Below are 23,748 nucleotides of genomic sequence, written 5' to 3' on the forward strand. Positions count from 1 at the left end.
TAGCCGGTGCTGAGCGGTCGGCTCTTGTAAGAAATCAATCGGCCGGCAGCGGCCAGCCGTCCATCGCGTGGCCGGGATGCTCGCGGAGGAACCGCCGCCGGACCTCGATGTACCGGGTCGGCGTCAGCCCGGTGAACTCCCGGAACTCGTGGCCGAAGTGGGCCTGGTCGAAGTAGCCGGCGCCGCCGGCGAGGTCGCTCCAGTCGACCGGTCCGGCGGGATCGATCGCGAACACGGTGGCGGTGAAGCGGTAGGTGCGAGCCAGGCGTTTCGGCGTGACGCCGATGAGCTCCTTGAACCGCTGCGTCAGATGAGTGCTGCTGACACCGGCGGCCACGGTCAGATCGCCGATCGCCATCGATCCGTTGGTCGCCGCGATGACACTGCTCGTATGGCGGACCAGTCCGAGGCCGGCAGTCTCGGACAGCCGTCGCAGCAACTCCGCCTCGAGCAGCGTCAGCATCTCGTGCGGTCCGTCCGCGGTGGCCAGTCGGTCTTGCAGCTCGGCGATGGCGTGCCGGCCCCAGACCTGCTCTATCGTCACCGGCCGGTCGCACAGCTCGGCCGCGGGCATCGGCAGGAACGGCGCCAGGCCCCATGGCTTGAAGTGCACGCCGACGGACCGGGTGCGGAGTGGGTAGCCGAACTCGTACGCCCGGGTGGGCATGGTGATCACGCAGCCGTCGGCGTAGTCGGCCGTCTCGATGTCGGTGCCGGCGCGGATACGGAACGGCGGCCCGAGGTTGACGATGAGCAACGCCGCCGGCATCGGCGGCAGCGTCAGCCGGGCGTACGGCGGCGCGCCCGCCAGGTAGTAGAGGTCGTCGATCAGCCCGTCCAGCGGCGGTCGCGGCACTCTGGACACGTACTCCACGTGCACAGCATCGCCGACGCCCGCCGAAAGCGCCTCTGTGTCAGCCGACCTTGCGCAGCCAGATACTGCCGGGCAGCAGGTCGGCGGCCTGGGGAAGGGCGGCGCGAACGGAGGCGTTCTCCGTCTCCCAGAACCACGAGTTGAACAGCAGGATCTCGAACGCGGTGTTGTGCGTGAGGAAGGCGCGCAGCAGGTAGTTCTCGGTCCAGTTGCGGCCTTCGCGCAGCCACTCGGCCGGGTACTCGAACGGCCAGAAGATGTCGTGCACGTGGATGACGACGCCGTCGGCCAGGCGGGGCAGGACCTCGAAGAACAGGTAGTTGACGTCGCTGCCGGCCTTGCTGACGTGTGTGGAGTCGATGAACAGCAGGTCGCCGGAGCGGAGCTGGTCGAAGGTGCTCAGCGGCACCTCCTGCACCCCGTGACGGATCAGCTCGCAGCGCTGTTGGTCGGCGGGCCGCAGGATGCCGAGCAGGCGGTCGGGGTAGGGCTCGACGAAGGTGAACGACGTGTCCGGGGCGAAGCGGTCGGCGGCGTCGAGGCCGATCGCCGAGGAGAACCCGGAGCCGACCTCGATCACCCTGGATGGCTTGAGCTCGCGGAACATCGAGTAGTAGACGGCGGCGTCGGCCAGCCCGAACATCGGGTTGTCCGCGTAGTACCGCCAGTCGTCGCGCCGGCTCGTCGGGACGTCCGCCCAGCAGGGCGCCAACTTGGCGACGAGGTCCCGCTGCTGTTGCGCGCGCAGGTCGATCCCCGGCAGGTCGGTACGGCCGCGGGCGGTCTCGGCCGCGCGTAACAGGTCGGCCTGGGCCGGGATCGGCGAGTAGAAATGGCCCGGCGGCACGAACAGCGGGTTCCGCAGCGCCGCCGACGCTCCCCTCGCGCCGCGCACCGCCGACCGTACGGCGCCCATCGTTACCCGTTCCAGTGCAGACATGGTGGCCCCATCTCCAACCGACCGCGGACCTTCGGAAGCTAGCAGAGCCGGCCGCGCCGCCGGGCCCGTTCGGGCGGGCAAACGGGTGGCCCGGGTAGGCTGGCCGAGGTAAGTCAGGACGCACGAAAAGTCTGCCGAGAATGGTGTTTCCGGCAGGGCGCGCGGCAGCGTGCTTCATCCCTCGCGGATCCGGTGCTTCCTTCGTGATCGACGCGAAGGCAGTGGACCGTGGGTATTCGTGTAGTTGTCGTTGGCGCGGGGCTGGGTGGACTGGCGCTGGCGCAAGGGTTGTCCCGGCAAGGCATCGACGTGGTGGTGTACGAGCGCGATGCGGCGAACGGGCGCCGGCAAGGGGATCGGGTGCAGCTGGGCCCGACGGGGCTGGCGGGGCTGCGGCGGGTGCTGTCGCAGGAATTGCACGATCTGTGCCTGGCCACGGCGAGCCGGCCCTTGGCGCCGCCGCGGATGCTGGACCAGAAACTGAACCCCACGGCGGAAAACGCCTGTCTGCCGCGGGAGTACACGCCCGAGACCCAGACGTATGCGGTGCACCGGGCGACGCTGAGGGAGATCCTGCTGACGGGCGTGAATGTCCGGTACGGCAAGGAGTTCACGGCGTACAAGCTGGTCGGCGACCGGGTGAAGGCGCGCTTCGAAGACGGCCACGAAGACGAAGCGGATCTGCTCGTGGGGGCGGACGGCGTGGGCTCGGCGGTGCGCCGGCAACTGCTGCCGCACGCCGAGGTGAACGACGCGGGCCTGCGCCTGATCTACGGCCGGATTCCGCTGCACCGAAGGAATGAACTGCCGGCGTGGGTGTTCGAACGCGTCTTCACGCTGGTCAGGGGACCACAAGCCCATGTGGGCCTTGGGCCGGTGATCCTCCGCAATCGCCCGACTGACCGGCTTTCACCGGTGGACGACTACGTGGCCTGCATGGTCGGAACGAATCGGCTGCCGTTCGATGAACTGCGCGGGATGAACGGCCAGGAGCTGCACCACGCGGCCGTGAGCCTGATCGGCGACGACTGGCACCGGGACGTGCGCTGCCTGCTTGATCGCTGGGACACCGAGTCGCTGTTCCCGCTGCGCATCGCCAGCGCGGCGGAGGTGGAGGACTGGTCCACGCCGGGCGTCACCCTGCTCGGCGACGCGGTGCACGCGATGAGCCCGACGCTGGCCATGGGGGCCAATACGGCGCTGCGGGATGGTGCCGAGCTGAGCCACGCGATCGCCACGAGTGCCTCGCTGCGCGAGGCGGTGAGTCGCTACCAGGCCCGGATGCTCGCCTACGCGATGCCGCTGGTGCAGGAGTCACGCCGGATCGGCCGGGCCCGGATCGGCCAACGCTGAGCCATCGCCGCAGGTCAGCAGCATGATGGCACCGGTGTGGCACCAACGCCGGCACCGTCCAGTGCCACAGCGGTGCCAAATTGAGCCAACATGGCTTGCACTGGTGCCACACGTGTGCCATATTGGTGCCATGGACCTCACCACGTACGTCAGCAACCTCGGGCGAGAGTTCGCCACCCTGGCCGAGGCCAACGGCGAGGAAGCCCGTGCGCTGGTCGAGCGCCTGACCGGCTCGCTGGAATCGGCGATCCGGATGACCCTGCTGGAGGCCCTGTCGGCGGCCAGCGACGAGATCACCCGCGACCTCGCGCCCGGCTCGGTCGAGCTGCGCCTGCGCGGCCGCGACCCGCAGTTCGTCGTGTCCGTGCCGGAACGGGCCGCGGACACCGTCCAGGAGACCTCGGGGATCGAGCCGGCCGAGGCCGGCGTGCCGATCTCCGAGGACGGCCCCAGCTCACGGATCAACGTGCGGCTGCCGGAGGCGCTCAAGGCGGCGATCGAGGAGGCCGCCGCCAAGGAGGGCCGCTCGGTCAACGCCTGGCTGGTCCGGGCCGCGTCCACGAGCCTGCAGCGGGCCGACCGCGAGGGCCGACCGCAGCCGCGGGCCACCGCCAACAAGAGCACGCAGCGGCTCACCGGCTGGGTCCGCTGACACCGCACCTTCTTTCACCCACACGTCTCTGACCTGCGGAGACGCCTCACCGACACACTTCTAGGGGACAGCCATGCCTACTTTCGCCACGCCCGAGCCCATCTCCGTCACCGTCGAACTGTCCGTCGGCAACATCCAGGTCATCGCCGGCGACCGCGCCGACACCGTGGTCGACGTGCAGCCGAGCACGCCGTCCGACCAGTCGGACGTGGACGCCGCGCAGCGGGTCCGCGTCACCTACGCCAACGGCGCGCTGCAGGTGATCGGCCCCAAGATCGGCATGTTCAACTTCTCCAACAAGACCCGCTCGGTCGACGTGACGATCGAGCTGCCGGCCGGCTCCAGCGTCGACGGCCACGTCTCGGTCGGCGACCTGCGCGGCACCGGCCGGCTCGGCCGCTGCGAGTTCAAGACCTCGGCCGGCAACGTGCGGCTGGAGCGCACCGGCGCGCTGGTCCTGCACACCTCGACCGGGCACATCACGGCCGGCGACGTGGCCGGCAACGCCGAGGTCCACACCAGCTCGGGCCGGATCCAGCTCGGCGACGTCGAGGGCTCGCTGGAGGTCAAGAACTCCAACGGCGACACCGAGATCGGCGCGGCCGACGGCGACATCCGGGTGCGCGCGTCCAACGGCTCGATCAGCGTCAACCGGGCCGGCGCCAGTGTGGACGCGAAGTCCTCCAACGGCAGCATCCGGCTCGGCCGGGTCGCCCGCGGCAACGTCTCGCTGAGCACGGCCATGGGCGACCTGGAGGTCGGCATCGCCGCCGGCACCGCCGCGTGGCTGGACGTGAACACGTCCTTCGGCCAGGTGCGCAACGAGCTCACCGACGCGGTCAGCCCCGAGGAGTCGGACGAGACCGTCGAGGTCAGGGGCAACACCTCCTTCGGCACCATCACCATCCACCGCGCCTGACCGGCTGACACCAGGAGGGGGACTCTCATGTCGGCGATCACCGTCACCGGACTGCGCAAGTCATACGGCGACCACGTCGTGCTGGACGGGCTGGACCTGGACGTGCCGCAGGGCACCGTCTTCTCGCTGCTCGGCGCCAACGGCGCCGGCAAGACCACCACCGTCCGCATCCTGTCCACGCTGATCAACGCGGACGGCGGCCGGGCCCGGATCAACGGGCACGACCTGGCCGCCGAGCCGGACGCGGTGCGGGCCAGCATCGGCGTCACCGGCCAGTTCTCCGCGGTGGACAGCCTGTTCACCGGGGAGGAGAACCTCCAGCTGATGGCCGACCTGCACCACCTTGGCCGGTGGGAGGGCCGGAACAGGGCGGCCGAGCTGCTGGAGCGGTTCGACCTGACGGAGGCGGCGCGCAAGCCGGCGTCGACCTACTCCGGCGGCATGCGCCGCCGGCTGGACCTGGCGATGACGTTGATCGGCCGGCCACGGGTGATCTTCCTCGACGAGCCGACCACCGGGCTGGATCCGCGCAGCCGCCGCAACATGTGGCAGATCGTGCGGGAGCTGGTGGCCGACGGCGTGACCATCTTCCTGACCACCCAGTACCTGGACGAGGCCGACGAGCTGGCCGACCGGATTGCCGTGCTGGACAACGGGAGGCTCGTCGCCGAGGGGACCGCGGACGAGCTCAAGCGGCGCATCCCCGGCGGCCACGTCCGGCTGCGTTTCGCCGACGAGGTCGGTCTGGACGCGGCCGTGGGCCTGCTGGCCGATGCCGTGCGGGACAACGAATCGCTGACCCTGCGCGTGCCCAACGACGGCAGCATGCGTGCGCTGAAGACACTGATCGACCGGCTGGACGCCAGGGCCGTCCAGGTCGAGGAGCTTTCCGTGCACACGCCCGATCTCGACGACGTCTTCCTCGCCCTGACCGGCGACCAGCAGAAGGTGACCGCACGATGAGCACCCTCGACCTGAGCTTCCACCCGCTGCGCGACTCGGTGACCATGTTGCGCCGCAACCTCAAGCACATGCTCCGCTATCCGTCGATGACGGTGATGCTGGTCGGCATGCCGGTGATCTTCCTGCTGCTGTTCGTGTACGTCTTCGGCGGCACGATGGGCGCCGGCATCGGCGGGGACCGCGCGGCCTACGTCAACTACGTCACGCCGGCGATCATCCTGATGGCCGTCACGTCGATCGTGCAGGGCACCGCGATCTCGGTCGCGATGGACATGACCGAAGGCGTGATAGCACGGTTCCGGACCATGCACATAGCCCGGGTCTCGGTGCTGACCGGGCACGTGATCGGCAGTGTGCTCCAGGCGGTCTTCGTGATGGCCGTCGTGATCGGGGTGGCGCTGCTGGTCGGTTTCCGGCCGGACGCGACGGCCGGGGCCTGGCTGGCCACCGCCGGCTTCCTGGTGCTGCTGACGTTCGCGCTGGTGTGGTTCGCGGTGGCGATCGGCCTGGTGGCCAAGACCGTCGAGAGCGCGAGCAACCTGCCGATGCCGCTGATCCTGTTGCCGTTCCTGGGCAGCGGCTTCGTGCCGACCGACACGATGCCGGCCGGGCTGCGCTGGTTCGCCGAGTACCAGCCGTTCACGCCGGTCATCGAGACCCTGCGCGGACTGCTGATGAACCGGCCGCTCGGCGACAACCTGTGGCTGGCGCTGGCCTGGTGCGCCGTGATCGCCGTCGGCGGCTACGTCTGGTCGAAGCGACTGTTCAACCGCGAATACGCCCACTGACAGGAGCCGAGGATGTCTCACCTGAGCGAGTTCCCGCTGGCCCGTCCGACCGGCTGCCCCTTCGACCCGCCCACCGCGCTCGGCGCGCTGCGCGCCGAGGAACCGTTGGCCCGCATGACCTATCCCGACGGACACGAGGGCTGGGTGGTCACCGGCTACGCCGAGGCCCGAGCCGTGCTGGCCGACAGCCGCTTCAGCTCACGGCAGGAGCTGCTGCGCATGCCGTACCGGATGCCCGGCATGGAGCAGATGACCGAGATGCCGCCGGCGGCGGTCGGCGACATGACCGGCATCGACGCCCCCGAACACACCCGCTTCCGACGGCTGCTGGCCGGCAAGTTCACCGTCCGCCGGATGCGCCAGCTGACCGAGCGCGTGGCCGCGGTGACCGACGAGCACATCGAGGCCATGCGGGAGCTGCGCCCGGAAGTGGACCTGGTGCAGGCCTTCGCCCACCCGGTGCCGGCGGTGATGATCTGCGAGCTGCTCGGCGTGCCGTACGCGGACCGCGAGACGTTCCAGCGCTACGTGTCGCTGTTGTTCTCCGCCGACGCGCTGCCGGAAGAACGCTACGAGGGCGTCGTCAAGCTGCACGAGTACGTGGGCGAACTGGTGCAGGCCAAGCGAAGCAAGCCGACCGACGACCTGTTCAGCGACCTGACCAGCACCGACATGACCGACGACGAGCTGGCCGGCATCGGCGGGCTCCTGCTCGCCGCCGGGCTCGACACCACCGCCAACCAGATCGCACTCGGCAGCTACGCCCTGCTGCGTCACCCGGCGCAGATTCCCCTGCTGCTCAAGGATCCCGATCGGGCCATCGAAGAACTGCTGCGCTACCTGACCATCACGCACACCAACGTGCGGTCGGCGCTGGAAGACGTGGAGATCGGCGGCCAGCTGATCAAGGCCGGGGAGGCCGTCACCGTGTCGTTGCAGACCGCCAACCGCGACCCGCTGCGCTTCCCCGACCCGGACGAGCTGGATCTGACCCGGGACGCCATCGGGCACGTGACCTTCGGACACGGCGTGCACCAGTGCCTCGGGCAGCAGCTGGCGCGGGTCGAGATGCGGGTCGCCATGCCCGCGCTGTTCACCGCGTTCCCCACGTTGCGGCTGGTCGGCGAGCCGGCGCTGCGACCCGGCCACCAGAGCATCTACGGCGTGCAGTACCTGCCGGTCACTTGGGACAGCTAGGCGCAAGGGTCGACCGGAAAACCGCTGGGGCGAAGCAGCCGCAAGGCCGGACACTGCGCGGTGTGCTGAAGAGCGAGGGGTTCGCCGCCGACCGATACGCGGCGGTGCGGGAGACGTTCGAGGGCAACGACGAGGTGGGCGCGTCGGTCTGCGTCACGGCCGAGGGGGAGACGCAGGTCGACCTGTGGGGCGGGTTCGCCGACGAGGAGCGGACCCGCCCCTGGGGGCGGGACACGATCGTCAACGTCTACTCGGTGACGAAGACGATGACGGCCCTCACGGCGTTGCTGCTGGCCGACCGGGGCGAGCTGGAGTTCGAGGCCCCGGTGGCGAAGTACTGGCCCGAGTTCGCGGCCGCCGGCAAGGAATCGGTGCTGGTCAGCCATCTGATGAGCCATTCTTCGGGATTGGCCGGCTGGCGTGAGCCGATCACCGTGGACGACCTGTACGACTGGGAGAAGGCGACCGCGCTGCTGGCCGTGCAGGAGCCGTTCTGGGCGCCGGGCACGGCCTCCGGCTATCACGCCGTGACCCAGGGCTACCTGGTCGGCGAGGTGGTCCGGCGGATCACCGGCCGCACGCTCGGCACGGTGTTCCGGGAGGAGATCGCCGAACCGCTCCAGGCGGACTTCCACATCGGCCTGCCGGCCTCCGAGGACGACCGAGTGGCCGAGCTGATCCCGCCGCCCGAGCGGTCGCCGTTCACCGACGGCACCGAGCTCCAGGTCAACGTGTCGACAAATCCGCAGGTAGACCCGGCGGCCATCGGCACGAGGGCGTGGCGCGCGGCGGAGATCCCGGCCGGCAACGGGCACGGCAACGCCCGGTCGGTGGCGCAGGTCCTCGCGGTGCTGGCCAACGGCGGCGCCGTCGGCGACAAGCAGCTGCTGTCCGAGGCGGGCTGCCGGCGGGCCCTCGAGGTGCAGGTCGAGGGCCGGGACCTGGTGCTCGACATGCCGATCCGCTGGGGCCTCGGCTTCGCCGTGAACTCGGGTTGGCTGCCCAATCCCAACACAATCAACTGGGGCGGCGCGGGCGGTTCGCTGGCGGTGGTCGACATGGACGCGCACGTCACGTTCGCGTACGTGATGAACAAGATGGCCGGCGGCACCACCGGTGACGAGCGCGGCATCGGCCTGCTGATGGAGGCGCTCACGACGTGACGAAAAAGGCTTGCCGCCACGGCTAGGGTGACAACGTGATCACCGGACCGGCCTTCGGCCATGCACGGGAAGGCGATCCGGTGGATCGCTGACCGGGCGCTCGCGTGGACCTCCGCATCGGGGACGACAACCCCGAATCCGTGAGTCCACCGACGAAAGCGAGCTACCGACATGCCAGTCACGTTCAACCACACCATCATCCCGTGCCGGGACCGCGAGGCCACGGCCCGGTTCTACCGGGATCTGTTCGAACTGCCCGAGGCGCCGTCCTGGGGCCCGTTCACCAACATCCAGATGAGCGACGGGGTGCTGATCCAGTTCGCCGCGCCGCCGCTGGACGAGATCCAGATGCACCACTACGCGTTCCTCGTCGACGACGAGCTGTTCGACCGGGCCCGTCAGCGACTGCTCGACCAGGGCGTGCGGACCTGGGCCGACCCGTTCCAGCAGCAGCCCGACAAGATCAACACCGAGCACGGCGGCCGGGGCGTGTACTTCTTCGACCCGGCCGGCCACGGCCTGGAGATGATCACCCGGCCTTATCTGTGAACCGGTAGACCACGCTGGTCAGGCGCTCCGACTTGGCCCACAGCCGGCGCGCCGCGGCCAGGTCGTGCGAGCGCGGGGCCGACGCGGTGCGAACGGGATGGCCCTTGAACCCGTTCCACCCGTCGGGCCCGTAGTAGTCGCCGCCGCGCACGGCCGGATCGGTCGCCGCCCGCAGCGACGGCAGCGCGGCCTGGTCGCTGTCCTGGAGCATCCACGACATCAGCGGCGAACCCAGCAGCCACTGCACCGGGCGCGGGCTCTCCCGGACCAGCTGGGTACGGGCCGAGCCGGGATGCACGGCCACCGAGATCGGCAACGCCCTGGCCGCGGCCAGCCGGCGCTGGAGTTCGTACGCGAACAGCAGGTTGGCCAGCTTGGACTGGGCATAGGCGGCGATCGCCCGGTAGCGGTCGCGGGAGTTCAGGTCGTCGAAGTTGATCTCGCCGGCCCGGTGCGCGTTGCTGGACACGGTGACGATGCGCGAGCCGGCCACGTCCAGCATCGCCGGCAGCAGCAGGCCGGTCAGGGCGAAGTGGCCCAGGTGGTTGATGCCGATCTGGAGCTCGAACCCGTCCTGAGTGCGGCCGCGCGGCGTCATCATCACGCCGGCGTTGTTGATCAGCAGGTCGATCCGGGGGTGCTCGGCGGTGATCCGCTCGACGCCGGCCCGCACCGAGGCCAGCGAGCCGAGGTCCAGCAGCACCGGCTCGCCGCCGGTCTCCGCCGCCGCGGCGTCGGCCCGGTCCTGGTCACGGCAGGCCAGCACCACCGTCGCGCCGGCCCGGACCAGCGCACGGGCGGTGGCCAGGCCGACCCCGGTGTTCGCCCCGGTGACCACGGCGACGCGCCCGCTCTGATCGGGCATGTCGGCCGTGGTCCACCTGGTCATACCCCCAACACTACGAGCCGATCAGCTCGCTGAGCAGCTTCGGATGATCGGCGAGTCCCGCGTGCAGCCAGCCGTCGAGCAGCGGCCGGCGGGCGGCGATGTCCACCTCGGTCCAGTCGATGCCGCCCAGCGGCGGCTGCGGGTCGTACTCGATCATCAGCTGCACCTGGCGGGCGATCTCCTCGCCGGCCAGCTCCTGCACCAGGTGCAGGGCCAGGTCGATACCGGCGGAGACACCGGCCCCGGTCAGCACCTTGCCGTCACGGACCCAGCGCTCGGCCACCGGCGTCGCCCCGAACTTGGCCAGCAGGTCCCGGCACATCCAATGGGTGGTAGCCCGCCGGCCCTCCAGCAGCCCGGCGGCGCCGAGGATGAGCGAGCCGGTGCAGACCGAGCCGACGATCTCGGCGTGCTCGGCCATCGACCGGATGCGGGCGAGCAACTGCTCGTCGGCCATCGCGGTGATCGTCGGGACGGTGCCGCCCGGCAGGAACACCGCGTACGGCTCAGGGACCTCGTCGAAGGTGTGGCTGGCCAGCACGCCCAGCGGGGTGTCGGTCGGCACCGGCGACTTGCCCTCGCCCAGCACCACCACCCGGTACTCCGGGGCGAACGCGGGCAGCGCGCTCAGCACCTGGAGCGGGCCGACCATGTCCAGCACGGTGAAGCCCGGGTACAGCACGAATGCGATGTCCTTCATGCCGTCGACGATGTCCCCGGTCGAAACGCTTCGGCAATCGACGGCCGCGGCCGTGTCCTGAATCCTGGTATCCCTGTCTTTCGGACGGGTATCGTCGCCGCCATGCGCAGGGTGGTGATCGTCGGATACCCGCAGGTCGAGCTGCTCGACGTGGCCTGCGTGTCGGACACCTTCGACACCGCCAACCGGCACGGCGCGAATCCGCCGTACTCCATCGAGTTCGCCACGCTCGGCGCGCAGCCGGCCACCAGCGGCTCAGGTCTCGTGCTGGCCGGACAGCACGCGTTGGAGCGGATCACCGGTCCGCTGGACACGATCGTCGTATCGGGCGGGTACGGGCACGAGCAGGCCGCCGCGGATCCGGTGCTGGTGGCGCATGTCCGAAGGCTGGCCCGGGAAAGCCGCCGCGTGGCCTCGGTCTGCTCGGGCACGAGCGTGCTGGCCGCGGCCGGCCTGCTCGACGGGCGGCGCTGCACCACGCACTGGTTCGTCGCCCGCAGCCTCCAGGAGCGCTACCCCCGCATCGAGGTCGACCCGAAACCCTTGTACATCAAGGACGACAACGTCTACACGTCCGCAGGCGTGACGAGCGCGCTCGACCTGTCGCTGGCCCTGGTCGAGGAGGACCACGGCGCGGCGCTGGCCCGGGCGGTCGCCCGCGGGCTGGTGACGTACCTGCAACGGCCGGGCAATCAGGCCCAGGTGAGCATGTACGTGCAGGCCCCGGCGCCGGAGAACTCGGTGGTACGCAAGCTGGTCACGCACATCGCGGCCAATCTGGACGAGGACCTCGGCACCACCGCGCTGGCCGATCGGGCCGGCGTCAGCGAACGGCACCTGACCCGGCTGTTCCTCGACCACATCGGTCGCCCGCCGGCGAAGTACGTGCGGGAGACCAGAACCGAGGCCGCCGCCCGGCTGCTCACCGGCACCCCGCTGCCGCTGGCGGCGATCGCCCGGCGCTGCGGCTTCGGCTCGGCCGAGACGCTGCGGCAGGCCTTCGTCGGCCAGTACGGAATTCCACCGTCCCGCTATCGAAACCTGACATAACCTGTCAGGTATGGCTGGCAGGGTGACGGCCATGAGCACGTTCCGATACACCCGCTGGGATGAGAAGGTCGTCGCCGAGGCCGAGGGTGGCCCCAAGGTGGCGCACGCCGATGTCGACTTCGTCTACGAGGGCCCGCTGAAGGGCGAGAGCCGGGCCCAGCTGCTGCTGCACTACCGCCCGGACGGCACCGGCACCTTCGTCGGCTACGAGCTGCTCACCGGCTCGTTCGACGACGAGGCCGGCAGCTTCGTGTTGGCGCACAACGGAACCTTCGACGCCGCCGGCATCGAGTCGGCCTTCGAGGTGCGCCTCGGCGACAAGGTCGTGGCCACCGGGACCTACAAGTCGGGGCCCAGCCAGGAGGTGCCGTACACCATCACTTCCCGGTGAGCAGGTGCACGACCACGATGCCGATCACCGGCCCGGTGGCCAGCGCGCCCACCGTGAACAGCACCCGGGTGACGATGTGGTTCTGCTCGCGGACGAGATCGCGGCCGCAGTTGCCGCACGCCTTGAGCCCGCTCCACGGCGTGCCGCAGTAGGGGCAGCCCTTGCCTTCCAGCGCCGCCTTCTCGCGCGGGCGGATCAGCAGGAACTCGAAGAGCCCGGCCGCCACCCAGCACACGATCACCGCGATCAGCCACGGTGTGGACGCTTCGAGCCACCTCACGCGAGCCATCGTGGCACAGCTAGTAACTTCGCTGCGTGTCGGATGGCTATGCGGTCGTTGACGTGGAGACGACGGGATTCGCGGCCGCCGGCCGTGATCGGGTGGTCGAAGTGGCCGTGGTGGCGGTGGACCGGACCGGGGTGGTCACCGACGAGTGGTGCACCGTGGTCAACCCGGGCCGCGATCTCGGGCCGCAGCACATTCACCGGATCAGCGCAGGGGATGCCCGCCGCGCGCCGTCCTTCGTGCAGGTGGCCGGCGCGCTGGCGGCGCGGCTGGCCGGCCGGGTCATGGTGGCGCACAACCTGTCCTTCGACGCCCGGTTCATCGCCGCCGAGTTCGACCGCATCGGGCTGCCGGTGCCGGTGTCGGCCGAGTTGGGCCTGTGCACGATGGCGCTGGGCGCGGCCTATCTGCCGCAGCGCGACGGACGTTCGCTCAAGGCGAGTTGCGATGCGGCCGGTGTCGATCTGCGTGATGCACACTCCGCTTTGGACGACGCCCACGCCGCGGCCGGCCTGCTCACCCACTACCTGTGCCAGGCTGGCCGACCGGAGCCGTGGACGGATCTCCTTGCCGCGGCGTCAACCTGGGCCTGGCCGACGCTGCCGGCCGACGAGGTCGCCGAGTACCGGCGGGGCAGCTGGGTGCCGCCGATTCCGACAGGTGAGGTTCCCTCACTGCGTATCGGCGATCTTGTCGTGTTCACCGGGCAGGCCGCACAACCTCGCGGTGAGCTGGTCGAACGGGCACTCGCGGCGGGACTGCGGGTCAATGCGGGCTATGTCACAAGGCAGACCGCGCTGCTGGTGGCGGCCGACCCGGAAACCATGTCCAGCAAGGCCCGCACCGCTCGCCGGTACGGCGTGCCCATCGTCTCGGCCGACGCGTTCGAGACGCTGATCACCTGAAACCGGTCAAAGATCACCGGTACGGGTGGACCGGGCCCCTTGTTAACCGGCCACCTCCGGGGGCAGGCTCACTGGAGAAACCTCCCTGCTCCAGGAAGGTGCCAGGCGGATGAGTGCCGTGGACACGGCGGCGCCGATCACCACCGGGACGGTCTGGGACGAGCTGGTCTCCGAACTTCCCGTCGGGGTGCTGCTGCAGGACGAACATGGGGCGGTGCTGGCGGCGAACAGCCTGGCCGGGCACCTGCTCGGGTTGAGCCGGGCCCAGTTGCTGCGCAACACCAGGCCCGACGGCTGGCAGGTCTGCGACGACTCCGGCGCGCCGCTGCCGCAGGGCGCCGAGCTGGCCGCGCAGGTGCTGCGGGGCAACGGCCGGCTGGCCGTGCCGCTGGTGGTCGTGCGCAACGGGATCGCCGGCTCGCGGCTGTGGGCCGATTTCCACGCGGTCAACCATCGCGGCCGGCCCAGCGTGCTCACCGTGCTCCAGCCGGTGCACACCGACGTGCCGCACAGCCGGGGACTGATCGACCCGCTGACCGGGCTGCCCAGCCGGGCGCTGCTGCTCGATCGGCTGGAGCAGTCGCTGACCCGGTCGCGGACCAACGGCTCGCTGAGCACGTTCGTGCTGGTGGACGTGCGAAAACTGGCCGAGGTCAACGCCGAGCACGGCTTCGACGTCGGCGACGGGCTGCTGACCGTGCTGGCCGGGCGGCTGCGCCAGGGCCTGCGCGACGACCACACCGTGGCCCGCTACGGCGGCGACGAGTTCGCCGTGGTGGCCGAGCATCCGTGCGGCACGGGCGAGCCGATCGCCGCCCGGGTGCGGGAGCTGACCCAGCGGGCCGTGCTGGTCGGCAAGGTCCGGCTGCATCCCAAGGTCCGGGTCTGCTGGGCGACCAGCGACGGCTCGGCGCCGGCGCACACCGTGATCGGGCACGTCGAGAAACGACTTCGCACCGCATAGAAAGAACCCCGGGCTGGCTGCCCGGGGGTTCTTTCGTGCTAGCTGGTCAGACCTCAGCCCAGGTGCAGGCCCTCGGTCATCGAGGTGAGGCCGGTCAGCAGCTGCTGACCGGGCAGCTCACGGGCGCCACCGGCCACGTTCGGCGTCACGCGAACGCCGTCCAGGGTCGGCAGCTGAGCCAGGTGCGCACCCGGGACCAGGTTGTCCGTGGGCAGCAGACCCGACATGGAGGGCAGGTCGCGCTCCTGCGCGGGCAGGCCCGGCACGGCGTGGGCCAGCCCGGCCAGCGGGGCGGCCAGCGTCATGAGGCTGTCCACACCCAGACCGGCCAGCGGCAGGCCGGCGTTGGTCGGCAGCGCCGACAGGCTCGGCATCGACGGCAGCTCACGGGCGCCCATCAGGCCGCGGCTGGTGATCGGCAGGTCCAGGGCCGGCTTCTCCTCGCCGACGACCGCGGAGGTCAGGTTGGCGCCGTGCGCCAGCGCGGTGCCGAACACCTCGACCGGCACGTTGAAGACCTGCACCAGCGCGCCGACCGGCAGGTGGCCGTTCAGACCCGACAGCGTCTTGGTCACGCCGGCGGTGGACTGGCTGCCGCCCGAGGCCACGTCGGTGACGTTGATGCCCTTGGTGGCGGCGATGCCGCCGACGGTCACGGCGTCGGTGAACACACCGGCGATCGCGGCCACCGGGACCTGAAGCAGGTCACCGGAGATGGAGCCGCCCGTGCCGTTGGTCTTGACGTCGCCACCGGCCAGGTCGACGACCTTGTTGGCGCCGGCGTGGAACGCCTGGCCCGCCGCGGACACGGCGTCCTGCGTCACCTGCGCGTCGGCCACGACCGGCACCGAGGCCAGGTTGCCGGCCACCGAGCCGAGCACGCCCGAGGTCGTGGCCTCGCCACCGGCGGTGTTGATCGCCGAGGTCGAGCTCTTCTCGAAGGCCAGGCCCCCGGCGCCGACGGCGTCGTCCAGCACCTCGGCGTTGCCCACCAGCGGCACCTGCGCGAGGTTGCCCGAGATGGCGCCGAACATGCCCGTGGTGTGCGTGTTGCCACCGGCGAAGTTGCCGGTCCACGAGGTGGTGTCGTCGGCGGCGTTGCCGAGCGCGCCGACCGAGTCGGCCAGCACCTGGGCGTTGGCCGCGGCGGGCACCTGCGCGACGTTGCCGGCCACCGAGCCGAGCTTGCCCGAGGTCGTGGTGTCGCCACCGGCCGACGGGTCGGTGTAGCTGTGCGCCAGGGCGTTGGCGATACCGCCCAGGGTCACGGCGTCACCCAGCACGTCCGCGGTCGCGGCGGCGGGCACCTTGGCCACGTTGCCGGAGATCGCGGCCTCGGTGCCGTCGGTCACGACGTCCTTGCCGGCGGTGTCGAACACCTTGTTGTCGGCGACGGAGCTGCCGACACCGGCCGCGGTGACGGTGTCACCCAGCACGCCGACGACCGGCGCCAGCGGCACCTGCGCGACGTTGCCGGCGACCGAGCCGCCCCAGCCGTTGGTGATGTCGGTGCCACCGGCGTTGGAGCTGGTCAGGTTGGCGGCGGTGGCGTTGTCGACACCGGCGCCGGCGATGGCCGCACCGAAGCCCTGGATGGCGCCGGCCACCGGGACGTCGGCGATGTTGCCGGTGAGGGAGCCGCCCTTGCCCGACGCGTCGACGTCGCCGCCGGCGGTGGAGCTGGTGATGCCCTGGGCGATGGCGTCGCCGTTGCCGACCAGGGTGGCGGTGTCGCCGAACAGCTGCGTGGGCAGCGAGACCGGGACCTGCGCGGCGTTGCCGGACGCGCTGCCCTTGTCGCCGTTGGCCTGCACGTCGTGGCCGGCCGTGGTGGTGGTCTGCGACTTGGCGCCACCGGTGACGTTGGCGACCAGGCCGGCCGCGTCACCGAAGACCTGCACCGGCGCGGTGACCGGCACCGAGGCGATGTTGCTGCTGACCGTGCCGCGGTCGTCGTTGGTGTTGACCTTGTCGCCGGCCTCGACGTCCTTGACCTCCTTGGCCAGGCCGTCGGCGTTGCCGGCCAGCGAGGCGCCGGCGCCGAAGATCTCGGCCGGCAGGGCCACCGGCACGGCGGCGATGTTGCCGCCGCCGACCGCGCCGTTGCCCAGCGTGCCGTTGTAGCCGCCGTCGACGACCGAGGAGTCGTTGGCGCCGGTGCCGCTGGCGTTGCCGATCAGCGAGCCGGCCGAGCCGAACGCGTCGACCGCGCCGGCGATCGGCGCGACCACGTCGTTGCCGCCCAGCGTCGACTTGTCGCCGTTGGTGTAGGTGTTGCCGCCGGCCAGCGCGGTGACCTTGTTCAGGTCGGCCGCCTCGGCGGTGCCGATCCAGGTGACGCCGTCGCCGAAGACCTCGACGGGCAGCGCGACCTCGGGGTCGATGATGTTGCCGGAGCCGGTCGACTTCACACCGGTGGTGCCGGCCTGGCCGCCCGACACCAGGTGGTTGTCGGTGACGCCCAGCGCGGTGGTGTTGCCGATCCAGGACACGGCGTTGCCGGCCAGCAGGACCTTGCTGACGATCGGCGCCTGCACGATGTTGCCGGACAGCGTCGACGGGTCGCCCGCGGTCAGCGCGTACCAGCCGTCGTCGGTGTCGCCGGCCTGGACGGCGCCGGTGCTGTGGTTCTTGGCGTCGGCGTTGCCGACCCAGGAGATGGCGTTGCCGTTGGCCTCGACCGGCAGGCCCAGCGGCACCCCGATCAGGTTGCCGGCCAGCGTGCCGCCGTTTCCGTTGCTCTGCAGCGAGCCGCCGGTGGCGACGTCGGTGCTGGCCTTGTTCGCGGTGGCCGAGTTGCCGCCGACGCCGATGGCGTTGCCGGTCAGCTGCACCGGGGTGCCCAGCGCGGCGTCGACGATGTTGCCGGTCAGCGTGCCCTTCTCACCGTTGGTGACGAAGGGGGTGGTGCCGGTCGCGGTGTACGCGTCGGCGGTGCCGGCGGCGAACGCGTTGCCGAGTGCGGCGATCGCGTTGTTGTCCAGCTGGATCGGCAGGCCGTAGTCGACGCCGATGATGTTGCCGGCGATCGAGCCGCGCTTGCCGTCGGTCGTGGTGACCGACTGGGCCTCGCAGCCGACCTTCGAGCTGTTGTACGTGGCCGCGTCGCCGGTCGCGCCGATGGCGTTGCCGGAGATGTCGACCGGCACGCACACGTCGAGCGGGATGGTGTTGCCGCGGCTGATGTTCTGCGGCACGGCGACCGGGATGTTCTTCTGCGTCGCCAGCGGGTGCGGGGCCAGCTTGCCGGTGAGCTCGCGGGTGCTCACGGTCTGGCTGATGCCGGGCAGGTTGGTCTTGCCCAGGATCGTGCCGAGCTGGTTGTTGGTCTCGTGGATCGGCACCTTGACGTTGACATCGACCAGGTCCGTCGCGGGCACACCCAGCGGGTGGGCCGGCTGGTCCGTGGAGGCGTTGGCGATGCCGGTGCCGACGGCGATGAAGCCACCGGTGAGGAGCGCGGCCTGAAGTCCGCGCTTCGCCCACGTCTGCATTACTTCTCCTTCGGATTGTCCCTTGCGGGGCTAACGGGTGGCCGGGGGCAACGGCCACCCGGGGAGTGGGATGCACCTGGCTGAGGGGGTCGGGTGCATCCCGGGTCGTTAGCGCGGCTGGAAGGGCGCAGAAAAATGCGCACGGACCGAAACGGTGCGGGCGTCAAAGCCCTGCGACCGCCAGCCGCGCGCGAAATCAGTCAGGCGTGATGCCGGCTTGCTTGCCGGTCAGCACGGACACCGACTGCGAGGTGGCCACAACGGACCTGTACGCAGCGGCACCGAGGGTGGAGCCGAAAGGAAGCTGCTCGGGGTTGGGGACGCCGGCCGAGCCGGGGCCACCCGTTCCGAAGCAGCACGGGGCCGGCGGCACCTGGGCAGGCACGACCGGCAACGGCATGGAGTTCCTCGGGCCGGACAGGTCCGAGCTCCGGTACGGCGGCAACGGGTGCCGCACGGTGAGCGCGGTGGCGGCAGGCGCGCCGGCGACGGTCGAGTGCAGGGTGGAGCCGGCGTCGCCGGCCGGGGCGAACCCGGTCGGGTCGGTGGACTGCCTGCCGTCGGTCGTCGAGGACGCGCCGGAGAGCACGCCGATCACCGGGATCGGCAGCCGCACCGGCAGCGTGGCCAGCGGGAACTGGACCACGTGGCGCACCAGGGTCACCGAGTCGCCGACCAGTGCGGACGGGGCCGGCTTGGCCACGTGCCGCCCTACCTGGACGAAGTCGTCCTGGACCTGGTGGGCGAACCGGTCGAAATCGGCGGAGGAGGGCAGGCTCGCCCCACTCGCCAGGCTCTGGTGCTCGGTTGCGATGGAGCCAGCGGTCGGCTTGCTCGCGGTCGCGACCGCGCGGGCCATCTCGTGCACCCCGTTGTCCGCTGATGCGGTTTCCGGCGAGTGGCCGTGCGTCGCGACCGTGTGGTTGACCGAGTCGACCACACTGTGGTCGCCGATGGTCCCCGCGGACGCGCAGGCGGTGGAGAGGCACCACGCGGCGGCCGTCAGGCCGACCACGCCGCCGACGGTGAGCACCGCACGGGTGAGCGCGCGGCGTAGCCGCCGGCCCCCGTGATCATGTGCCCGTCCGTCGACAAAGAAGATCCTCTTCCGCTCGCCTGGGGAAACGCCGACATCGGTGAAGGGGCGCGAGAGGCGTCCGTGATGTCGACGCCGAGAGATAATCAGTTTCGGGCGGCCGGCGCAGCCTTGACACCGCAACTTCCCCTGAACGTGTGAACGGTGCCTTTCTGTCGGCGCCGCCGCTACGGTGATCGTGTGACTTCGCCCCGGCCAGGCCGCCCCGAGGACGTCAGCCAGTCCGTGCCCAAGGTGCTGCGGGTCAGCGCCGCGCTGAGCTGGCGGCTGCTGGCCGTCGCCGGCGCGGTCTGGCTCATCTCGTGGATCGTCGGCTACCTGGCGGTGGTGATCATCCCGGTGGCCATCGCGCTGCTGCTGACCGCGCTGCTCGCCCCGGCGGTCGGCCAGCTGGCGCGGTGGAAGGTGCCGCGCGGGCTGGCCACGGCGATCGTGGTGGTCGGCGGCATCGCCGTGGTCGGCGGCGTGCTCTACGGCGTGATCAGCGCGTTCGTCGGCGGCCTTCCCGACCTGCAGAAGCAGGTGGCCAGCTCGGTCGACCAGATCAAGCACTGGCTGGAGGGCCCGCCACTGCGGATCCCCGACTCGCAGCTGCTCGACCTGCCCAACCAGCTCATCAAGCTGATCCAGGACAACCAGCTGAGCATCACCACCAGCGCGCTGTCCACCGCCGCCACCCTCGGCGAGGTGCTCACCGGCGTGCTGCTGGTGCTGTTCACCACGATCTTCTTCCTGCACGACGGCGGCGGCATCTGGTCGTTCCTGACCAAGATCATCCCGGCTGACGTGCGGCCGCGGGTCGACCTGGCCGGCCGCCGCGGCTTCGCCTCCCTGGTCCGCTACGTGCGGGCCACCGCCGCGGTGGCGGTCGTGGACGCGGTCGGTATCGGTGTCGGCATCGGTGTCATCGGCGTGCCGCTGGCGGTGCCGCTGGCCGCGCTGGTGTTCCTCGGCGCGTTCATCCCGATCATCGGCGCGGTGATCGCCGGCAGCGTCGCGGTGCTGGTGGCACTGGTGGCCAAGGGCTTCTTCTGGGCACTGATCGTGCTGGTCATCGTGATCGCGGTGATGCAGCTGGAGAGTCACATCCTGCAGCCGCTGCTGCTCGGCCGGGCGGTGCAGCTGCACCCGCTGGCCGTGGTGCTGGTGATCGCGGCCGGCTTCACCTTCGGCGGCATCGCCGGCGCGCTGATGTCCGTGCCGATCCTGGCCGTGCTGAACTCGGGCATCCGGTCGCTGCTGCACGACCAGGGCATCGATCCGTCCGAAGTGGACCCGACCCGGCCACCCAAGGTGGAGCCGGGCCACGGCAAGTAGCTAGGCCATCGCGACCAGGTTGCGACCGTAGCCCTTGGCCGACAACAGGGCCGAGTCGGCGGCGACGAGCAGGGTGGACACGTCGTAGCCGTAACGGTCCGAAGTGGACACTCCGATGCTGACGGTCAGGCCGTCCAACACATGGGCGTGGCCGTCGGCCGCGGTCGTCGCCACCCGCAGCAGCGAGATGGCGTGCCGGACCCGCTCGGCCACCGACTCGGCCACGCCGGGACCGGTGTCCGGCAGCAGCACCACGAACTCCTCGCCGCCGAACCGCCCGACCACGTCGCCGTGCCGCACGGTGCCCCGCAGCTCACGGGCAACGGCGGCCAGCGCGGCATCACCGGCGAGGTGCCCGACCTTGTCGTTGACCCGCTTGAAGTGGTCGAGATCCAGCAGCATCATCGCGACCGGCCGCTGCCGCGCGTTGGCCTTGGCCAGCTCGTCACGGGCTCGGAGGTCCCAGTGCACGGCGTTGGACAGCCCGGTCTTGGCGTCACGCTGGGCCGAGCGCCGCCACTGCGGCAGCTGCGCGGCCCGCTCCAGCAGGAACATCGGCGGACCGGCCAGCAGCGCGCGGATCGGGTCGGTCAGCACGGCCATCGCCATCAGCCCGCCGGTGCTGGCCGCGACGATGCCCAGCACGATGTCGATCGGCTCGCCGAACACCTCGTCCGCGCCGGCCGTCGGGGCCCGCAGCCGCAGGCCGACCGCGACCAGCACGGCCCGCGTCATCAGCAGCACGAAACCGGCCAGCACCAGCATGCCGAAGTCCCAGCTCGGCTGGTTCCAGCCGACGGTGGCTCTCGCCGCGAACACCGACAACGTGGTGGCGGCCAGGGTGAACAGCCAGCGATGGGCCTCCGGGCCCGGACCGAGCACGCCGTAGAGGGCGGGGCCGAGCAGGAGCAGCAGCGTCAGGTTGGGCGGCAACACCAGCAGGCCGGCCGACAGGTAGCAGATGTGCAGCGCCCAGGGGTTGCGGCGGGTCTCGTTGGACAACTGCGTTGCGATGGCCGTGATGACCACGACCACCAGGCCGGTGCCGGCGACCGCGCCGAAACGGCCGAGCTCGGCCAGCGTGGGCGGGGCGGTCGCGGCCAGTACGTAGCCGCCGACGGCCAGCGCGGCGAGGTCCACTGCGATCCAGTAGACCAACGCGGGCCTCGGCAGGGTCCACATCGACCAGTCGCGCACAGCGAGTCCGTTCGTCACCCGAGGTCCGCCAGCGTCGCACACACCGTGACGCCAGCAGAAGTCCACCGGTCAGGGATACCGGTCACCACTCGGTCACAGGCCCACCTCGCTGACGCTCGGCGGGTCTGCGACCCAGGTCCCTGTGCTGAATGGTTCCCTCGCAAGCTCGGTCACGGGAGGATGGGCCCGGGGAGGAGCACGTGGTGAACCGCAGACCAGCCATTCCGGGGATCACTCCGGACGACGATCCGGCCACGCCGTTCTGGCGGGGCCTGATCGTGCTACGCATCGTGACCTTGGTCTTCGCCCTGGTCAGTATCTGGCTCTACCGGGGTCACTTCAATGTGGAGTGGGCGGCCTGGGTTGTCGCCGGCGTGATGACGGTGTGGACCGGAGTGCTCACGTTCTTCTACCTTTCGCCGCCCGGCCGCCGTCCGCAGCTGGTGATCGCCGACCTGGTGCTGAACACCGTGCTGATGCTGCTGTCGGTGCCGATCGTCGGCCCGTCGCCGATGCAGAGCGGCGCGCAGACGATCACCACCCTGTGGTCCAGCGGCGCCCCGGTCGGCGGCGCGATCTACGGCGGCCGGTACTGGGGTCTGTTGTTCGGCGGCATCACCGCCGTGGCCAACATCCTGCCGCGCGGCTATTTCAACATCTACCTCGCCGAGGACACCGTCCTGCTGATCGGCGTCAGCTTCGTGGTCGGCGTGGCGTCGGAGGCGACGCGTAACTCCGCGGCCCGGGTGCGGCAGGCGCTGCGCACCGAGGCCGCGACGGCGGAGCGCGAACGGCTGGCTCGGTCCATTCACGACGGCGTGCTCCAGGTGCTGGCCCGGGTGCGCAAGCGTGGACTCGAGGTCGGCGGCGAGGCGGCGGAGATCGCCGAACTGGCCGGCGAGCAGGAGATCGCGCTGCGGTCGCTGATCGCTTCCGGGCCGCTGGAGTCCACTATGGACGGCGACACGGACCTGCGGCAGTGGGTGCAACTGCTGGCCACTCCGACGATTTCCGTGGCCGCACCGGCCACGCCGGTGCTCGTGCCTCAGGTGACCGCGGGCGAGCTGAGCGCCGCCGCGCGGGAGGCGCTGTCCAATGTGGACCGCCATGCCGGGTCGGCCGCGCGGGCCTGGGTGCTGCTGGAGGACCTCGGCGCCGAGGTGGTGCTGAGCATCCGTGACGACGGTGTCGGCATTCCCGACGGCCGGCTGGCCATCGCCGAGGCCGAGGGCCACTTGGGCGTCTCGCAGTCGATCCGGGGACGGATCGCCGACCTGGGTGGCACCGTTGAGCTGACCACGGCGCCCGGCGAGGGCACCGAGTGGGAAATGCACGTGCCGACAGGGGGAGCAGCGTGACCGTCCGGGTGATGGTGGTCGACGACCATCCGATGTGGCGGGCCGGCGTGGCCCGCGACCTCGAGGAACGGGGCTTCGAGGTGGTCGCCACGGCCAGCGACGCGCCGTCCGCCGTGCGCATCGCCGGCACCGTGCGGCCTGACGTCGTGCTGATGGACCTCAACCTCGGCGCGCAGACCGGCGTGGAGGCGACGCAGCAGATCGTCGCCGCCCGGCCGGAGACCCGAGTGCTGGTGCTGTCGGCGTCCGGCGAGCACACCGACGTGCTGGAGGCGGTGAAGGCCGGTGCCTCCGGCTACCTGCTGAAATCCGCCTCGGTCGAGGAGCTCGTCAACGCGGTCAATCGCACCGCGGAGGGTGCGGCCGTGTTCACCGCCGGGCTGGCCGGCCTGGTGCTGGGCGAGTACCGGCGGATGGCCACCGAGCCGGCCGGGCGCGAGCCCGCGCCGGAGCTGACCGGCCGGGAGACCGAGGTGCTGCGCCTGGTGGCCAAGGGGCTGACGTCCAAGCAGATCGCCACCCGCCTGGACATCTCGCCCCGCACCGTGGAGAACCACGTCCAGTCCACGCTGCGCAAGCTCCAGCTGCACAACCGGGTCGAGCTGGCCCGCTACGCCATCGAGCACGGCCTCGACGCGGACCACCACTGACCCCGCCCAAACGTCACATGCGCGTCGTACTTGCCTCTATTCGGCACATCCGG

Annotated in this window: 23 protein-coding genes; 15 read left to right on the forward strand and 8 right to left on the reverse strand. The window is 70.8% G+C overall.

Going from position 1 to position 23,748, the window contains the following annotated elements:
- Nucleotides 1–34: 34 nt before the first annotated feature.
- Together M3Q35_RS33745 and M3Q35_RS33750 are read right to left on the reverse strand one after the other, a co-directional pair.
- Nucleotides 35–856: a helix-turn-helix domain-containing protein gene (locus M3Q35_RS33745; protein ID WP_273944562.1), complete on the reverse strand. Its 822-nt coding sequence runs from the start codon at nt 854–856 to the stop codon at nt 35–37.
- 58 nt (nt 857–914) lie between these two features.
- Entirely contained in the window at nt 915–1,814 is a 900-nt protein-coding gene (locus M3Q35_RS33750; protein WP_273936576.1) for a class I SAM-dependent methyltransferase, read from the reverse strand.
- A 228-nt stretch (nt 1,815–2,042) separates the two neighbouring features.
- Between M3Q35_RS33750 and M3Q35_RS33755 the strand changes: the two genes are divergently transcribed.
- The 8 genes from M3Q35_RS33755 to M3Q35_RS33790 all read left to right on the forward strand — a co-directional run bounded on the left by M3Q35_RS33755 (nt 2,043) and on the right by M3Q35_RS33790 (nt 9,398).
- On the forward strand, nt 2,043–3,167 hold the full coding sequence (locus M3Q35_RS33755; RefSeq protein ID WP_273936577.1) for an FAD-dependent oxidoreductase: 1,125 nt from the start codon (nt 2,043–2,045) through the stop codon (nt 3,165–3,167).
- Nucleotides 3,168–3,297: 130 nt separating this feature from the next.
- Entirely contained in the window at nt 3,298–3,819 is a 522-nt protein-coding gene (locus M3Q35_RS33760) for a YlcI/YnfO family protein (RefSeq protein WP_273936578.1), read from the forward strand.
- Nucleotides 3,820–3,892: 73 nt separating this feature from the next.
- On the forward strand, nt 3,893–4,738 hold the full coding sequence (locus M3Q35_RS33765) for a DUF4097 family beta strand repeat-containing protein (protein WP_273936579.1): 846 nt from the start codon (nt 3,893–3,895) through the stop codon (nt 4,736–4,738).
- Nucleotides 4,739–4,765: 27 nt separating this feature from the next.
- Nucleotides 4,766–5,701: an ATP-binding cassette domain-containing protein gene (locus M3Q35_RS33770; protein ID WP_273936580.1), complete on the forward strand. Its 936-nt coding sequence runs from the start codon at nt 4,766–4,768 to the stop codon at nt 5,699–5,701.
- Nucleotides 5,698–6,489 carry an ABC transporter permease gene (locus M3Q35_RS33775; protein ID WP_273936581.1) on the forward strand — a complete coding sequence of 264 codons (792 nt, stop codon included), beginning with the start codon at nt 5,698–5,700 and terminating at the stop codon, nt 6,487–6,489. The genes M3Q35_RS33770 and M3Q35_RS33775 overlap by 4 nt, the downstream gene beginning before the upstream one ends.
- A gap of 12 nt (nt 6,490–6,501) precedes the next feature.
- Nucleotides 6,502–7,686, forward strand: a complete 1,185-nt coding sequence (locus M3Q35_RS33780) for a cytochrome P450 (RefSeq protein WP_273936582.1) — start codon at nt 6,502–6,504, stop codon at nt 7,684–7,686.
- A gap of 62 nt (nt 7,687–7,748) precedes the next feature.
- Nucleotides 7,749–8,849: a serine hydrolase domain-containing protein gene (locus tag M3Q35_RS33785; RefSeq protein ID WP_273936583.1), complete on the forward strand. Its 1,101-nt coding sequence runs from the start codon at nt 7,749–7,751 to the stop codon at nt 8,847–8,849.
- A gap of 171 nt (nt 8,850–9,020) precedes the next feature.
- Nucleotides 9,021–9,398, forward strand: coding sequence for a VOC family protein (locus M3Q35_RS33790; protein ID WP_273936584.1), 378 nt, complete (start codon nt 9,021–9,023; stop codon nt 9,396–9,398).
- Here the strand turns inward: M3Q35_RS33790 and M3Q35_RS33795 are convergent.
- Complete coding sequence (locus tag M3Q35_RS33795; protein WP_273936585.1) at nt 9,379–10,287, reverse strand: oxidoreductase; 909 nt, start codon at nt 10,285–10,287, stop codon at nt 9,379–9,381. The two genes, M3Q35_RS33790 and M3Q35_RS33795, sit on opposite strands and share 20 nt — an antisense overlap.
- A 10-nt stretch (nt 10,288–10,297) precedes the next feature.
- Nucleotides 10,298–10,987: a DJ-1/PfpI family protein gene (locus M3Q35_RS33800; RefSeq protein WP_273936586.1), complete on the reverse strand. Its 690-nt coding sequence runs from the start codon at nt 10,985–10,987 to the stop codon at nt 10,298–10,300.
- Between the two features lie 102 nt (nt 10,988–11,089).
- Here M3Q35_RS33800 and M3Q35_RS33805 point away from each other — a divergent pair, with 102 nt between their 5' ends.
- On the forward strand, nt 11,090–12,037 hold the full coding sequence (locus M3Q35_RS33805) for a GlxA family transcriptional regulator (protein WP_273936587.1): 948 nt from the start codon (nt 11,090–11,092) through the stop codon (nt 12,035–12,037).
- 31 nt (nt 12,038–12,068) lie between these two features.
- The gene (locus M3Q35_RS33810; RefSeq protein ID WP_273936588.1) at nt 12,069–12,428 is read left to right on the forward strand and encodes a DUF3224 domain-containing protein; all 360 of its coding nucleotides are present in this window, start codon (nt 12,069–12,071) and stop codon (nt 12,426–12,428) included.
- Here the strand turns inward: M3Q35_RS33810 and M3Q35_RS33815 are convergent.
- Complete coding sequence (locus M3Q35_RS33815) at nt 12,415–12,708, reverse strand: hypothetical protein (protein ID WP_273936589.1); 294 nt, start codon at nt 12,706–12,708, stop codon at nt 12,415–12,417. The two genes, M3Q35_RS33810 and M3Q35_RS33815, sit on opposite strands and share 14 nt — an antisense overlap.
- A gap of 35 nt (nt 12,709–12,743) precedes the next feature.
- Here M3Q35_RS33815 and M3Q35_RS33820 point away from each other — a divergent pair, with 35 nt between their 5' ends.
- The gene (locus tag M3Q35_RS33820) at nt 12,744–13,619 is read left to right on the forward strand and encodes an exonuclease domain-containing protein (RefSeq protein WP_273936590.1); all 876 of its coding nucleotides are present in this window, start codon (nt 12,744–12,746) and stop codon (nt 13,617–13,619) included.
- 109 nt (nt 13,620–13,728) lie between these two features.
- The gene (locus M3Q35_RS33825) at nt 13,729–14,583 is read left to right on the forward strand and encodes a GGDEF domain-containing protein (protein ID WP_273936591.1); all 855 of its coding nucleotides are present in this window, start codon (nt 13,729–13,731) and stop codon (nt 14,581–14,583) included.
- Nucleotides 14,584–14,636: 53 nt separating this feature from the next.
- Here M3Q35_RS33825 and M3Q35_RS33830 read toward each other — a convergent pair whose 3' ends face one another.
- Both M3Q35_RS33830 and M3Q35_RS33835 read right to left on the reverse strand, forming a co-directional pair.
- Nucleotides 14,637–18,077, reverse strand: a complete 3,441-nt coding sequence (locus M3Q35_RS33830) for a beta strand repeat-containing protein (protein WP_273936592.1) — start codon at nt 18,075–18,077, stop codon at nt 14,637–14,639.
- Nucleotides 18,078–18,273: 196 nt separating this feature from the next.
- Nucleotides 18,274–19,092 carry a hypothetical protein gene (locus tag M3Q35_RS33835; RefSeq protein WP_273936593.1) on the reverse strand — a complete coding sequence of 273 codons (819 nt, stop codon included), beginning with the start codon at nt 19,090–19,092 and terminating at the stop codon, nt 18,274–18,276.
- A 261-nt stretch (nt 19,093–19,353) separates the two neighbouring features.
- Here M3Q35_RS33835 and M3Q35_RS33840 point away from each other — a divergent pair, with 261 nt between their 5' ends.
- A complete protein-coding gene (locus tag M3Q35_RS33840; protein WP_273936594.1) occupies nt 19,354–20,490 on the forward strand; it encodes an AI-2E family transporter in 1,137 nt (378 codons plus the stop codon).
- Here the strand turns inward: M3Q35_RS33840 and M3Q35_RS33845 are convergent, their stop codons facing one another.
- The gene (locus M3Q35_RS33845; protein WP_337960500.1) at nt 20,491–21,705 is read right to left on the reverse strand and encodes a GGDEF domain-containing protein; all 1,215 of its coding nucleotides are present in this window, start codon (nt 21,703–21,705) and stop codon (nt 20,491–20,493) included. It abuts the gene before it with no gap.
- A 185-nt stretch (nt 21,706–21,890) separates the two neighbouring features.
- Here M3Q35_RS33845 and macS point away from each other — a divergent pair, with 185 nt between their 5' ends.
- The gene (gene macS / locus M3Q35_RS33850; protein ID WP_273936595.1) at nt 21,891–23,045 is read left to right on the forward strand and encodes a MacS family sensor histidine kinase; all 1,155 of its coding nucleotides are present in this window, start codon (nt 21,891–21,893) and stop codon (nt 23,043–23,045) included.
- Nucleotides 23,042–23,695 carry a response regulator gene (locus M3Q35_RS33855; RefSeq protein WP_273936596.1) on the forward strand — a complete coding sequence of 218 codons (654 nt, stop codon included), beginning with the start codon at nt 23,042–23,044 and terminating at the stop codon, nt 23,693–23,695. The genes macS and M3Q35_RS33855 overlap by 4 nt, the downstream gene beginning before the upstream one ends.
- Nucleotides 23,696–23,748 lie beyond the last annotated feature (53 nt).

Origin of the sequence: Kutzneria chonburiensis (assembly GCF_028622115.1) — a bacterium.
In the GTDB taxonomy this organism is placed as follows: Bacteria; Actinomycetota; Actinomycetes; order Mycobacteriales; family Pseudonocardiaceae; genus Kutzneria; species Kutzneria chonburiensis.

Coding starts and splice junctions, on each gene's coding strand:
- M3Q35_RS33750 (WP_273936576.1), bottom strand. CDS start 1,814: ATGTCTGCACTGGAACGGGTAACGATGGGCGCCGTACGGTCGGCGGTG.
- M3Q35_RS33760 (WP_273936578.1), top strand. CDS start 3,298: ATGGACCTCACCACGTACGTCAGCAACCTCGGGCGAGAGTTCGCCACC.
- M3Q35_RS33765 (WP_273936579.1), top strand. CDS start 3,893: ATGCCTACTTTCGCCACGCCCGAGCCCATCTCCGTCACCGTCGAACTG.
- M3Q35_RS33770 (WP_273936580.1), top strand. CDS start 4,766: ATGTCGGCGATCACCGTCACCGGACTGCGCAAGTCATACGGCGACCAC.
- M3Q35_RS33775 (WP_273936581.1), top strand. CDS start 5,698: ATGAGCACCCTCGACCTGAGCTTCCACCCGCTGCGCGACTCGGTGACC.
- M3Q35_RS33780 (WP_273936582.1), top strand. CDS start 6,502: ATGTCTCACCTGAGCGAGTTCCCGCTGGCCCGTCCGACCGGCTGCCCC.
- M3Q35_RS33790 (WP_273936584.1), top strand. CDS start 9,021: ATGCCAGTCACGTTCAACCACACCATCATCCCGTGCCGGGACCGCGAG.
- M3Q35_RS33795 (WP_273936585.1), bottom strand. CDS start 10,287: ATGACCAGGTGGACCACGGCCGACATGCCCGATCAGAGCGGGCGCGTC.
- M3Q35_RS33800 (WP_273936586.1), bottom strand. CDS start 10,987: ATGAAGGACATCGCATTCGTGCTGTACCCGGGCTTCACCGTGCTGGAC.
- M3Q35_RS33805 (WP_273936587.1), top strand. CDS start 11,090: ATGCGCAGGGTGGTGATCGTCGGATACCCGCAGGTCGAGCTGCTCGAC.
- M3Q35_RS33810 (WP_273936588.1), top strand. CDS start 12,069: ATGAGCACGTTCCGATACACCCGCTGGGATGAGAAGGTCGTCGCCGAG.
- M3Q35_RS33825 (WP_273936591.1), top strand. CDS start 13,729: ATGAGTGCCGTGGACACGGCGGCGCCGATCACCACCGGGACGGTCTGG.
- M3Q35_RS33830 (WP_273936592.1), bottom strand. CDS start 18,077: ATGCAGACGTGGGCGAAGCGCGGACTTCAGGCCGCGCTCCTCACCGGT.